Source organism: Streptococcus sp. Marseille-Q5619, assembly GCF_946901205.1.
In the GTDB taxonomy this organism is placed as follows: domain Bacteria; phylum Bacillota; class Bacilli; order Lactobacillales; family Streptococcaceae; genus Streptococcus.
Genome location: NZ_CAMPPO010000007.1, coordinates 205,549 through 218,122, shown reverse-complemented (window position 1 = coordinate 218,122; position 12,574 = coordinate 205,549). Strand labels below are relative to the sequence as shown.

Below are 12,574 nucleotides of genomic sequence, written 5' to 3'. Positions count from 1 at the left end.
TCCTCCTTCAGCGTTCTACTTGCATGTATTAGGCACGCCGCCAGCGTTCGTCCTGAGCCAGGATCAAACTCTCATTAAAAGTTTGAGTTCTCACTCATTTCTGTCACTGACAGATTTATTGTTTTTTTCATTGTTCAGTACTACAACCAAGGTTGTAGTGCCCTGCACATTGGTTCGTCTTGTTCAGTTTTCAAAGGTCTTTGTCACTTACTTCTCTCAAGCGACAACTATATTAGTATATCACAGTCACTTTCGCTTGTCAACACTTTTTTGAAACTTTTTTAAAACTTTTTTCATCAAGTGTTACAACCGCAACATACCATAGTCCGTACGGGATTCGAACCCGTGTTACCGCCGTGAAAAGGCGGTGTCTTAACCCCTTGACCAACGGACCAGAGTTGTTATTTTCAACTCTTACTATTATACCGACTTTTCAAACTTTGTCAACACCTTTTTTAAAATTTTTTTATTTTTTTGCATGAATTCCTAATGAGTACGGATGTCAAACTCTTTAAACACAATGCGTAAGTCCTTTAGCACTCTTTGACGCCCTCGGAAGCGTTCATCTCTTAAGACGCGTTCTAGTTCTTCTTGTTTCTCTTTACTTTGTTTGTTTCTATAATCTCTTAGTGTTTCATGAAAGAGATAATAATCATCTAGCCACAGACCGCCCTCACTTATACGATGACTTATCTCACCCACTTCTTCATAAGGTTCTTTATTATATCTTCGTTTGTGGCTTTCTTGCTTACGGATATAGTCTAAAATTCGATTTCGGAATTTTGTTTTGAAATATTGCCTTAAACGAGGGATATCTTCTACCAATTCTTCTTCTCTACTAATCAATTCATGTAAGCAAATCATTCCCTCTTGGTCCCAGTCCGATAGCTCCCATAAATGAAGATAATATTCATTTCTACACTTATATACAATTCCCTGGACTTCTTCATACAATTCTTTAATCATTCTTTTCCCCTTTCTGTGTACAGTCTAACAAATAAAGAAGCTAGTTGGGTTCATTTCCTCCATTCTGTTCCCTTTAGCTCCTCAACTGCACAAAAAAGAGAGGACAAGCCTCTCTCAGGGTTATAATTCTGCGATTTGGTTTAGGTTTACTTCTGCAACTGTGTCATTACCAAACATAGAGATAATCATCTTCACTTTGTTATTATCAATTTCTGTAATCTTACCAGTGTAATCTGCAAAAGCACCATCAATAATACGTACAGTTTGACCAACCTCAACATCGAAATCAAATTCTTGAACAGTTTGTCCCATAGATATCAAAATGTCACGAATTTCTTGTTCCAATAATGGAGTTGGTTTTGATCTGTTCCCGTGTGATCCGACAAATCCTGTAACATTTGGTGTGTTTCGAACAACAAACCAAGCTTCATCTGTCATCACCATTTCTACAAGAACATAACCTGGAAAGCGATTTTCTTCTACTTCTTTTCTCTTTCCATTTTTTTCAACTTGCACGGTTTGTGTTGGAATTTCAACACGTAAAATATTATCCAACATATTATAGGTTTGTGCACGTTGTAATAGATTTTCTTTTACCTTATTTTCATAACCAGAATAAGTTTGTAAGACAAACCATCCTTTATCAAAACTATCCATGATATTTCCTTTCATAAATAGAAGATTTCTAGTGTAAATAACTCCACTAGCCTTCTAAAAAATGTTAATAAATCGAATCAAACCTGAAACAATCAACTGGTCAAAAATGTAAATAATTACTACAAAGAAAGCTGTGTATTCCATGATAGAACGAAAATCTCTCCAGCTTTCCTTGCGAGTTGGCCATGTTGTGTCTTTAAGAAGTCTAAAAATATCTCCAATAAAACGCATCGCTCTCTCCTATCTCGTTTCTCTGTGTGTAGTGTACTTACCACAATGCTTACAAAATTTATTTACTTCTAGTCGTGTAGGCTTGGGGTTTCCACTAATCTTGATTGAATAGTTTCTCGAACCACAAACCGCACAAGCTAGGCTTGCTTTTTTTAGTGCCATAACGCCTCCATCTTATCTATTATAACAAGAAAGCTAGGCTTTGACAAGCATCTTAGCGAAATAGATTGACTACCGAATCCCATATTGTTTGAGCCTTTTCCTTAATCTTCGCATCTGAGATAGCCCGGCTAGCCTCATCTACTAGACTTTGCGCACGTCCTCGAATATCAGACAAATTATCATCTATCTGGCTATTATCATTGGTTTGTACTTGTCTTTTTGTGTTAGCTGGTGCAATTCCATTTTTCTTATATCCATTTTCAACTGTGAAGGTACTTCCTGGCGTATAAGGTAAAATGGTATTTGCAATATTTCTAAAGACATAGGCTGCACCATTTGATGTAGAACCTGCTAGATAGTGATTTTCATCAGTGGTCGGGAAACCAAGCCAGTGACTAATCACTACATCCGGAGTATAGCCAATTACCCACTGGTCACTTGTGTATTCAGGATTAAAAACAGCTTCGGTTGTACCAGTTTTCCCTGCCATGACATAATCTGCAGGCGATGAACTAATACCGGTTCCGTTGGTGAATGTCCCCAACATCATACTAGTCATCTTGTCAGCTACAGCTTTATCAATCACTCGTTTTTGTGAATTTTTATGGCTTGCAATAACTTGTCCACTAGCATTTTCAATTCTACTAATAAAATGTGCCTCCGGCATTAAACCTTCATTGGCAAAAACTGCATATGCTTGAGCCATTTGCAGAGGATTGGTTTCGACGCCACTTCCCAAGGCGACACCAAGAACACGGTCGACCTTATCCATGTTGAGTCCAAATTTTTCTCCTGCCTCAAAAGCCTTGTCAACACCCAAATCATTAACAGTGGCAACAGCAGGTAGATTAAGCGATTCTGCCAAGGCTTGATACATAGGAACTTCTCGACTCGTTTTGATTCCTGCATAGTTATCTACCTTATAGCTGTCATACTGCATGGTATGGTTATCCAAGAGCTTATTCAAAGCCCAACCTGCCTCAACTGCTGGCGTATAAACAACTAAAGGCTTAATTGTAGAACCAGGGCTACGTTTTGATTGAGTTGCATAGTTGAAATTCCGGAATCCAGTTTTATCATTGTCAGCAACTTGACCGACAACTCCACGAACTCCTCCTGTTTTCGGTTCAAGAGCTACGCTTCCTGATTGAGCAAATGTTCCATCCTCTGCCCTCGGAAATAGCGAGGTGTTTTCATAGACAACCTGCATATTTGCTTGGTAGTTTTGGTCCAGCTCTGTGTAAATGCGGTAGCCATTATTGACAATCTCTTCCTCTGTTAGATTATACTTGGAAACAGCCTCATTAACCACAGCATCAAAGTAAGAAGGATAGCGGTAATCTGAGATTTTCCCTTCATACTTATCGTGCAATTGCGAATTCATATCAACTTCTGCAGCTTCGGTTTCTTGGTTTTTATCAATATATCCTGCTGCAACCATATTTTGTAAGACAGTGTCGCGACGATTAGTCGAATCTTGTACGGAATTCAAAGGATTATACAGTTCCGGCCCTTTGAGCATCCCTGCCAGAGTCGCAGCTTGATCCAGACTCACTTCTGATGCAGAAACTCCAAAGTATTTCTTACTCGCATCTTCTACACCCCACACACCATTTCCAAAATAGGCATTGTTAAGGTACATGGTTAGGATCTGATCCTTGCTATATTTTTTAGTCAATTCTAAAGCCAAGAAAAATTCTTTTGCTTTTCTCTCAACAGTTTGATCCTGTGACAAATAGGCGTTTTTAGCCAGCTGTTGGGTAATAGTAGAGCCACCACCTGAACGTCCAGCAGTGACAATAGCCAAGAAGAAGCGACCATAGTTAATCCCGTCGTTTTTATAGAAAGAACGGTCTTCTGTCGCAATAACAGCATTCTGCAAGTTTTTACTGATGTCAGTCAGTTCAACATAAGTTCCTTTTTGACCAGACAAAGCACCAGCCTCTTTTTCTTCACGGTCAAAAATGAGAGTCCGAGTTTTCAAGGCGTTTTGCAAATCGTTAACATTGGTTGACTTAGCTACAGCAAACAAATAGGTTCCAACTAGTAAGCCTGCACTCAAACCTAGTATAAGGACAATCTTTGTTAGATGATAACGACGCCAGAATTTTCGAATTGGACCTACTTGGGCTAATTTTTTTCGATCACTACGAGAGCGACGCAAGCTAGTAGACCCAGAATCCTCTGATTCACTTGTTTCTTTTTTAAAAAGAGAAAGAAATTTCTCGAATAATTTATCTAATTTCATGCGTTTATTTTATCATCTTCATCATAGGAAGACAAGAATTTAGCTATTTTCTATCCAAATAGGGCTTTTTTTTGTTACAATATCTGTATGAAATTCACATTTACATTACCAGACTCTCTACCTCAAATGACGGTAAAGCAATTACTTGAGGAACAACTCCTCATCCCTAGAAAAATCCGTCATTTTTTGAGAATCAAGAAACATATTTTGATAAACCAAGAAGAAGTCCACTGGAACGAAATCGTAAATCCTGGAGATATTTGCCAGTTAACTTTTGACGAGGAAGATTATCCCGAAAAAGAAATCCCTTGGGGCAACCCAGACTTAATTCAAGAAGTCTATCAAGATCAACACTTGGTTATTGTGAACAAACCTGAGGGTATGAAAACGCATGGTAATCAGCCAAACGAAATCGCCCTTCTTAACCATGTCAGTGCCTATGTTGGCCAAACCTGCTATGTCGTTCACCGCCTGGATATGGAAACCAGTGGTTTGATTCTCTTTGCCAAAAATCCTTTTATCCTGCCCATTCTCAATCGCTTATTGGAGAAAAAAGAGATTTCTAGGGAATATTGGGCTCTAGTTGATGGAAATGCCAACCGTAAAGAGCTTGTTTTCAGAGACAAAATTGGACGTGATCGCCATGATCGTAGAAAAAGAATAGTTGATGCAAAAAATGGGCAATATGCTGAAACGCATGTAAGCAGATTAAAGCAATTCTCAAATAAGACTTCCTTGGTTCATTGCAAGCTAAAGACAGGGCGAACCCATCAGATTCGTGTGCACCTTTCTCATCATAACTTCCCCATCTTGGGTGACCCTCTCTATAATAGTAAATCAAAGACAAGTCGGCTTATGCTTCATGCCTTTCGACTTTCCTTTACCCATCCGCTTACTTTAAAAAAGTTAAGCTTTACTGCTCTTTCAGATACATTTGAAAAAGAGTTAAAAAAGAATGGATGATTGCGTCATCCATTTTTCCATATAAGAAAAGCAAGACCATGAGGCCTTGCTTTTTATCGACTCAAGAATTATTTAGCGATTTTTGCGAAGTATTCAAGAGTACGAACAAGTTGTGCAGTGTATGACATTTCGTTGTCGTACCATGATACAACTTTAACTAATTGTTTACCGTCAACGTCAAGAACTTTAGTTTGAGTTGCGTCAAACAATGAACCGTAAGACATACCTAGGATATCTGAAGATACGATTGGATCTTCAGTGTATCCGTATGATTCGTTTGAAGCTGCTTTCATAGCTGCGTTCACTTCGTCAACAGTAACGTTCTTTTCAAGAACTGCTACCAACTCAGTTACAGAACCTGCTGGAACAGGAACACGTTGAGCAGCTCCGTCCAATTTACCGTTCAATTCTGGGATTACAAGACCGATAGCTTTTGCAGCACCAGTTGAGTTAGGAACGATGTTTACAGCACCAGCGCGAGCACGGCGAAGGTCACCACCACGGTGTGGTCCGTCAAGAATCATTTGGTCACCAGTGTAAGCGTGGATAGTAGTCATCAATCCTTCAACAACACCAAAGTTGTCTTGAAGAGCTTTAGCCATTGGAGCCAAGCAGTTTGTAGTACATGAAGCACCTGAGATAACTGTTTCAGTACCGTCAAGAACGTCGTGGTTAGTGTTGAATACAACTGTTTTAACGTCGTTTCCACCAGGAGCAGTGATAACAACTTTTTTAGCTCCACCAGCGTGCAAGTGTTTTTCAGCAGCTGCTTTCTTAGCAAAGAAACCAGTAGCTTCAAGAACGATTTCTACACCGTCGTTAGCCCAGTCGATTTGTTCTGGATCACGTTCAGCAGAAACTTTGATGAATTTACCGTTAACTTCAAATCCGCCTTCTTTAACTTCAACAGTACCGTCGAAACGACCTTGAGTTGTGTCGTATTTCAACAAGTGTGCAAGCATGACTGGATCTGTAAGGTCGTTGATACGAGTAACTTCAACACCTTCTACGTTTTGGATACGACGGAAAGCAAGACGACCGATACGTCCGAAACCGTTAATACCAACTTTAACTACCATTAGTGATTTCCTCCTTATGAAAATCATGAAATTTTTATTGTGAAAAGAGTAACTTGAATCACTACAAATCACCTTTCAACAAACCTATTATATAACTATTTGAGTTGAATTGCAAGTACGGGCATTGTTTTTCTATGTTAGTTTCTTTTTAAGACTGTAAATCAAGGAAATCCCTTACTATTCATATCGTAGCGATTCTACAGGATCCATTTTACTAATTTTACGTGCTGGGAAGTAGGCTGAGACATAGCCAAGTAAGAGAGCGAAAGCTAGAGTTCCTAAAACAGATAACAAATTTAATTCAAAAACCTTCGTGATGGATGGGTAAAAGTGACTTACAATCACATTCGCCAAACTTCCCACCCCTTGTGCAACCAAAAATGCCAGCAGCAAGGCAATGCCTACAATCCAAATAGCCTCGTAAATAAAAATCCCTTTGACATCGCGATTTTGATAACCAACTGCCTTCATGACACCTATTTCCTTAGAACGTTGCATGATATTGATGTAAATGATGATACCAATCATGACCGCTGCTACCACAATAGCTTGTGATGAAAGTACAATCAACAATCCCTGAATGACACGAATAAAAGTAATCACAATATCAAGAACCTTCTGTTGAGAAAGAACAGTATACTTCTTGTTTTTCTGCAATTCTTCTGTTATCGCTTTTGTTTGTGATGGATCTTTGAGTTCCAAGATAAAATAAGATACAGCTTTTGTAAATCCAGCCTCTTTCAAAATCGTTTCCATTTGATGAGACGGCATGAAACTGTTGCTGTCCTCCAAGTCATCTTCATCATTGATTACACGTACAATCTTTGTTTGAAATTGAGCAGTCTTGCTAGCTTCAGCATCATTTTCTACAATGCTGGCTGAGACTGATTTGCCAATAATATCACTAGCTGTCAGATTTTTTCCTGTCTGTTCATTCCAATTTTTTAGTAAACTGCTTGGAATCGTCAATCCCTGTTCATTTGAATCAGTATAGAGGGAACCGGCTAATACTTTGTCCGCCTCATTACTACTAACAGAGATACTTGTATCCTCATAGAGACTCACCACTTGAGCATAAGAAGGCATCGTTTGACTCAGATCCATTTCTTGACCATCTATAGTAATATTTGACATGATCATCCCAAAAGGACTCTCCAAATATTTAATAGTTTCTTTGCCAACTGTATCCGTGATATAGTTCTTATCATCTTGGTTCAAAAAGCCTCGTCCAACATTTTTTGTGTTTAAAGCAATCTGAACTTGAGAAGGGATTTGACCTCCATTCGTATTTTCATCAATCATCGAAATCAATGCATTTCCCAAGCCGAAAAAAATTAAGACTCCTACAAAACCGATTGAAGTTGCTAGCGCAATCAATAGGTTACGCCACTTTCTTTCCATAAAGTTATTTAAAGAAAGCTTGAATTTATTTTTCAATGATAATCCTTTATTTTTTGACTTCTTCAACGACTTCACCATCCTTCATTTTGATAATCACATCTGCATATTCGGCAACCTCTGGATTATGGGTTACAATCAGTACTGTTTTCCCTGTTTGGGCTAATTTTTTAAATACTTCCAATACCATTTCTTGGGATTGAGAATCCAGCGAACCCGTTGGCTCATCTGCTACAATCATATCTGGCTGATTTACCAGTGCACGCGCGATTGCTACGCGTTGCTTTTGCCCGCCAGAAAGCTGTTTAACATTTTTAGCTACAAAAGGCTCCATGCCTAAGTTACTTAATTGCTCCTTTGCAATCATTGTCATCTCCCTGTCAGATAAATCTTTGACATAGAGAGGTAATTTGACATTGTCCAAGACAGACTGATGAGGAATGAGGTTAAAGTTTTGAAACACAAATCCAATCTTATCTTTACGAAATTGAGTTAGTTCAATCTCTGATAAGTCACGGAGGGATTCCCCTTTAAACTCTAAATCTCCTTCATATTGTCTATCTAAACCACTGATGATGTTTAGTAGACTGGTTTTGCCACAGCCTGACGGACCATAAATCGCTGTAATTTTACCTTTTGCAATCTGCAGGTTTATATTTCTTAGAGCCTGCTCTTGATGTTTACCGTCCAAAGTGTAAAACTTTGAAATATTTTTAATGGATAAAATGGACATTCTTTCCCCCTTATTTAAAACTGTTATCGTCATACATCATAATTATAGAAAAGCCTTCAAGCGACATCAGCACTGATTGCCACTATGAACCTACTGCTTAGAATTTTTTCTCTATTGCCTAGTTTGCTTCTGGATGTATATCAAGTAATACTCTTCGAAAATCTCTTCAAACCACGTCAACGTCGCCTTGCCGTACTCAAGTACAGCCTGCGGCTAGTTTCCTAATTTGCTCTTTGATTTTCATTGAGTATAAAATTCATTGTAACAAAAAAGCGACATTTCCCCAATGACAGAAATGTCACTCCTATAAATCATTTAATAATACCTTTCTAAGTCTTCGCTCCATTCCTTATCTAAACTAACGAGTAACTTCTCATTACCAAACATCCTCGCCATCATTTTTGCTTCTTCATACTTTTGTTTGGCTGTATCATAATCGGTATGAATATAATATTTCCACTCCACCATCAAGACAATCGGTTGCTTTTGGAAATCTCGTGTTTTTTGTCCTATTTTATTTAAGGTCTCGACTGCTCTCTTAAAATAATGAAACAACCCCATAATTTCTATACAAGCTAAAGAAGCTAACAAGGAATATCTAAGCAAGTCCAAACAATCGAACTCTATCTTATCAACCTGAGAACTTAGTTTGTCATGAAAACAAAGAATGGTTTCATGCTCAGATTCTTTTATCTCACCCACATTTAAACCATCCATTAACTGACAGTTGAAATACAGTCTCAATTTCAACAAGTCCTCGGCTTTATATACATCTCTGGATAGTAAGTCTTGAAGACCGTCCTCAATCACACCACTTCCGTATAAGGAATTACTAGTCGCTCTCACTTCATCTATGGCTTGAAGACAATCCACTAGCACTTTCTCATCACGTGGCAAATCATCATAAAAACACTCAAAAATCTCATCGAAATATTCTTCCTTTTGTTCCTGCAACTCCTTGTCTCCATAGTCAGGATGATGTAAAAGAAAGTATTTTAATTCTTGGTAACGCTTGGGTAATTCCTTATAATCTGGCATCAAGACATAGGACGGAATTTCTAATCGTTCTGCAATATATTCTAGTGTTTTTATAGTCGGGCGAAATTCTCCTTTTTCTATCCGCACCAACTGACGGACTGATAATTCAGACTCATTCCCGCAAAAAACTGGACGACTAAGTCCTTTCTCCTCTCTTAAAAGTCGCACTTTATCCCCTAACTCATTTATCTTGTTCATTTGCCCCTCGCATGATTATAAAAGATTTGATTTTCAAATAAATATATGCGATGATTATACCATTTTTCAAATAGAATTACAAAAAAGAGACAGGAAATTCCTGCCTCTAGGCTGATAACAATTATTTACGGCGTCCTGGTCTTTCTTTGTAACCATAGTAAGAATCTTCGATGATTTCTTGCATGTGGTCAACCATTGGAAGACGTGGGTTAGCTGGTGAACATTGATCTTCATAAGCAAGGAAGGCCAATTCACGAGAATGTTCTTTCCATTTTTTTTCATCGATTCCTTGTGCTTTGAAGTTCATTTGGATACCTACGCGCTCACCAAGTTCATAGACAGCTTTTGCGTAAGATTCCACACCTTCTTCTGGTGTAGAAGCTGGAAGGCCAAGCATGCGTGCGATATCTTGGTATTTTTCATCTGCACGGTAGTAGTTGTACTTAGGCCATGTTGCTGTCTTAGCTGGACGTGTACCGTTGTAGCGAATGACATATGGAAGCAAGATAGCATTCGTACGACCGTGGATTGTGTGGAATTGCGCACCAATCTTATGGGCCATTGAGTGAGAAATACCTAGGAAGGCATTAGCAAAGGCCATACCAGCGATTGTTGAAGCGTTATGCATTTTCTCACGTGAGTGGAAGTCTGCATTCTTAACTGAGCTTTCAAGGTTTTCGAATACAAGTTTGATGGCTTGAAGTGCAAGACCGTCAGTGTAGTCGCTAGCCATTTGTGATACGTAAGCTTCAGTCGCGTGAGTCAATACGTCCATACCAGTATCCGCAGCAACAAATCCAGGAACTGTCAATACCAAAGCAGGGTCTACGATTGCCACAGTTGGTGTCAATGAGTAGTCGGCGATTGGGTATTTACGGTTATTTGCTTTATCAGAGATAACGGCAAATGGTGTTACTTCAGATCCTGTACCAGATGTAGTTGGAATCGCGATGAATTTAGTCTTCTTACCAAGCAATGGGAACTTGAAGGCACGTTTACGGATATCCATGAATTTTTGAACAAGGTCACGGAAGTCCACTTCTGGTTGTTCATAGAAGAGCCACATTACTTTAGCAGCATCCATTGGAGATCCACCACCGAGAGCGACAATTGTATCTGGTTTGAAGGCACGCATAATCTCAGTACCACGATTTACAGTTGTGATATCTGGATCTGGTTCCACATCAGCAAAGATTTGGTAAACAACCTTATTGCGACGAAGATCAAGTTGTTCGATGATACGATCAAGGAAACCAAGCTCTACCATGGCATGGTCAGTAACGATCATGACACGTTCAACGTCACGACATTTTTGAAGGTATTGAATTGAATCACGTTCAAAGTATGTTTTTGAAGGAAGTTTCATCCATTGCATGTTATTTCTCCGTCTTCCGACTTTTTTGATGTTCAAGAGGTTAATGGCACTAACGTTATCCCCAACTGAGTTGCGTCCGTAAGAACCACATCCAAGTGTCAATGATGGCAAGAAGGCATTGTAAACGTCCCCGATACCACCGAAAGTAGAAGGTGAGTTACAGATAACACGAATAGCTTTAACAGCTTTACCAAATTCTTTAGTCAATTCTTCGTCAGCTGTGTGGATAGCTGCTGAGTGTCCCAGACCGTTAAATTCGACCATTTGACGAGCCTTAGTAATACCATCTTCACGGCTTTCAGATTTCAAAACTGCGATAACTGGTGACAATTTTTCACGAGTCAATGGCTCATTTTCACCAACTTCTTTACATTCTGCAGCAAGAATGTTTGTTCCTTCTGGAACTGTAAATCCTGCTTGTTCTGCAATCCAAGTTGCTGGTTTACCAACGATGTCAGCGTTCAATTTTGCACCCGCACAGTTTTTGCTGTTTGCTTTCACGCCGAAGCAGAACTCTTCAAGAAGTGCTTTTTCTTTTTTGTTTACAAAGTAAGTGTGGTAAGATTTGAACTCTGCTACAAATTCATCGTAAATTTCTTTATCAATGATAACCGCTTGCTCTGAGGCACAGACCATACCGTTATCAAATGATTTAGACATGACGATATCGTGTGCAGCTTGGCGGATGTTAGCTGATTTTTCAACATAAGCTGGAACGTTACCGGCACCTACCCCAAGAGCTGGTTTACCACATGAGTATGCGGCTTTAACCATGGCATTACCACCAGTTGCAAGGATTGTCGCAACACCTTCGTGGTTCATAAGGGCACTTGTTGCTTCCATAGATGGTTGAGTAATCCATTGTACACAGTTTTCAGGAGCACCAGCTGCTATAGCTGCATCGCGAACGATACGAGCTGCATGAGCTGATGACTCTTGAGCTGATGGGTGGAAGGCAAAAACGATTGGATTACGAGTCTTCAATGAAATCAACGCCTTAAAGATTGCTGTTGATGTTGGGTTTGTTGTAGGAGTGATACCACAGACAACACCAACTGGTTCAGCAATAAGAGTCAAACCTGTTACATCGTCTTCTTCGATAACGCCAACTGTCTTAGTGTGGCGCATGTTGTTTACTACGTGTTCACAAGCAAACAAGTTCTTAGTTGCTTTATCTTCAAATACACCACGTCCTGTTTCTTCATAGGCATGTAAAGCCAATTCTCCGTGGGCATCCAAAGCTGCCACTGACGCTTTAGCTACGATGTAGTCAACCTGCTCTTGATCCAACTTACGCATTTCTTCAAGAGCAACTAGAGCTTTTTGCACCAATCCATCGACATGCTTTTCAGCAGCGAGTTTCTTTTCCTCTGGTGTCACAGTTTTTTTATCAGCCATATTTTCCTCCATAGCTTTCAAGGATTCAATCCCTTGTTAATTTTTTCACAAGTTTATTATAACGCATTATTTCAATTTTGTAAACAGTTTCACAAACATTTCACAAAGAATTTTTAGCACCTTGTGAA

Annotated in this window: 11 protein-coding genes, 1 tRNA gene and 1 rRNA gene; 1 reads left to right on the top strand and 12 read right to left on the bottom strand. The window is 39.2% G+C overall.

Going from position 1 to position 12,574, the window contains the following annotated elements; translation table 11 throughout:
- The 7 genes from OC530_RS09860 to pbp2a form a co-directional block, all read right to left on the bottom strand.
- Positions 1–79: ribosomal RNA gene (locus OC530_RS09860) — 16S ribosomal RNA — on the bottom strand; the annotation flags it as partial.
- 243 nt (positions 80–322) lie between these two features.
- A tRNA-Glu gene (locus OC530_RS09855) sits at positions 323–394 on the bottom strand.
- A 92-nt stretch (positions 395–486) separates the two neighbouring features.
- A complete protein-coding gene (locus tag OC530_RS09850; protein WP_218764753.1) occupies positions 487–966 on the bottom strand; it encodes a sigma-70 family RNA polymerase sigma factor in 480 nt (159 codons plus the stop codon).
- A 120-nt stretch (positions 967–1,086) separates the two neighbouring features.
- The gene (gene nusG / locus OC530_RS09845) at positions 1,087–1,623 is read right to left on the bottom strand and encodes a transcription termination/antitermination protein NusG (RefSeq protein WP_000376734.1); all 537 of its coding nucleotides are present in this window, start codon (positions 1,621–1,623) and stop codon (positions 1,087–1,089) included.
- Between the two features lie 54 nt (positions 1,624–1,677).
- Positions 1,678–1,854, bottom strand: coding sequence for a preprotein translocase subunit SecE (gene secE / locus OC530_RS09840; protein WP_001210991.1), 177 nt, complete (start codon positions 1,852–1,854; stop codon positions 1,678–1,680).
- 9 nt (positions 1,855–1,863) lie between these two features.
- A complete protein-coding gene (gene rpmG, locus OC530_RS09835; protein WP_001809375.1) occupies positions 1,864–2,016 on the bottom strand; it encodes a 50S ribosomal protein L33 in 153 nt (50 codons plus the stop codon).
- A 52-nt stretch (positions 2,017–2,068) separates the two neighbouring features.
- The gene (pbp2a, locus tag OC530_RS09830; RefSeq protein ID WP_262081187.1) at positions 2,069–4,264 is read right to left on the bottom strand and encodes a penicillin-binding protein PBP2A; all 2,196 of its coding nucleotides are present in this window, start codon (positions 4,262–4,264) and stop codon (positions 2,069–2,071) included.
- A gap of 87 nt (positions 4,265–4,351) precedes the next feature.
- Between pbp2a and OC530_RS09825 the strand changes: the two genes are divergently transcribed.
- Entirely contained in the window at positions 4,352–5,227 is an 876-nt protein-coding gene (locus OC530_RS09825; protein ID WP_316043881.1) for an RluA family pseudouridine synthase, read from the top strand.
- Positions 5,228–5,295: 68 nt separating this feature from the next.
- On the opposite strand, the gene gap is transcribed toward OC530_RS09825, so the two are convergent.
- The 5 genes from gap to adhE all read right to left on the bottom strand — a co-directional run bounded on the left by gap (position 5,296) and on the right by adhE (position 12,446).
- Positions 5,296–6,306: a type I glyceraldehyde-3-phosphate dehydrogenase gene (gene gap / locus OC530_RS09820; RefSeq protein ID WP_000260662.1), complete on the bottom strand. Its 1,011-nt coding sequence runs from the start codon at positions 6,304–6,306 to the stop codon at positions 5,296–5,298.
- A gap of 177 nt (positions 6,307–6,483) precedes the next feature.
- Positions 6,484–7,785: an ABC transporter permease gene (locus OC530_RS09815; protein ID WP_262081186.1), complete on the bottom strand. Its 1,302-nt coding sequence runs from the start codon at positions 7,783–7,785 to the stop codon at positions 6,484–6,486.
- A complete protein-coding gene (locus tag OC530_RS09810; protein WP_049522022.1) occupies positions 7,754–8,437 on the bottom strand; it encodes an ABC transporter ATP-binding protein in 684 nt (227 codons plus the stop codon). Before OC530_RS09810 ends, OC530_RS09815 begins: the two co-directional genes overlap by 32 nt.
- Positions 8,438–8,752: 315 nt before the next feature.
- Complete coding sequence (locus OC530_RS09805; RefSeq protein WP_262081185.1) at positions 8,753–9,673, bottom strand: XRE family transcriptional regulator; 921 nt, start codon at positions 9,671–9,673, stop codon at positions 8,753–8,755.
- A 121-nt stretch (positions 9,674–9,794) separates the two neighbouring features.
- Complete coding sequence (gene adhE / locus OC530_RS09800) at positions 9,795–12,446, bottom strand: bifunctional acetaldehyde-CoA/alcohol dehydrogenase (protein ID WP_262081184.1); 2,652 nt, start codon at positions 12,444–12,446, stop codon at positions 9,795–9,797.
- Positions 12,447–12,574 lie beyond the last annotated feature (128 nt).

Excerpts from the sequence above, each read along its gene's own strand:
- nusG (WP_000376734.1), bottom strand. The coding sequence starts at position 1,623 with ATGGATAGTTTTGATAAAGGATGGTTTGTCTTACAAACTTATTCTGGT.
- secE (WP_001210991.1), bottom strand. The coding sequence starts at position 1,854 with ATGCGTTTTATTGGAGATATTTTTAGACTTCTTAAAGACACAACATGG.
- OC530_RS09815 (WP_262081186.1), bottom strand. The coding sequence starts at position 7,785 with ATGGTGAAGTCGTTGAAGAAGTCAAAAAATAAAGGATTATCATTGAAA.
- gap (WP_000260662.1), bottom strand. The coding sequence starts at position 6,306 with ATGGTAGTTAAAGTTGGTATTAACGGTTTCGGACGTATCGGTCGTCTT.
- adhE (WP_262081184.1), bottom strand. The coding sequence starts at position 12,446 with ATGGCTGATAAAAAAACTGTGACACCAGAGGAAAAGAAACTCGCTGCT.
- OC530_RS09805 (WP_262081185.1), bottom strand. The coding sequence starts at position 9,673 with ATGAACAAGATAAATGAGTTAGGGGATAAAGTGCGACTTTTAAGAGAG.
- rpmG (WP_001809375.1), bottom strand. The coding sequence starts at position 2,016 with ATGGCACTAAAAAAAGCAAGCCTAGCTTGTGCGGTTTGTGGTTCGAGA.
- OC530_RS09825 (WP_316043881.1), top strand. The coding sequence starts at position 4,352 with ATGAAATTCACATTTACATTACCAGACTCTCTACCTCAAATGACGGTA.
- OC530_RS09810 (WP_049522022.1), bottom strand. The coding sequence starts at position 8,437 with ATGTCCATTTTATCCATTAAAAATATTTCAAAGTTTTACACTTTGGAC.
- OC530_RS09850 (WP_218764753.1), bottom strand. The coding sequence starts at position 966 with ATGATTAAAGAATTGTATGAAGAAGTCCAGGGAATTGTATATAAGTGT.
- pbp2a (WP_262081187.1), bottom strand. The coding sequence starts at position 4,264 with ATGAAATTAGATAAATTATTCGAGAAATTTCTTTCTCTTTTTAAAAAA.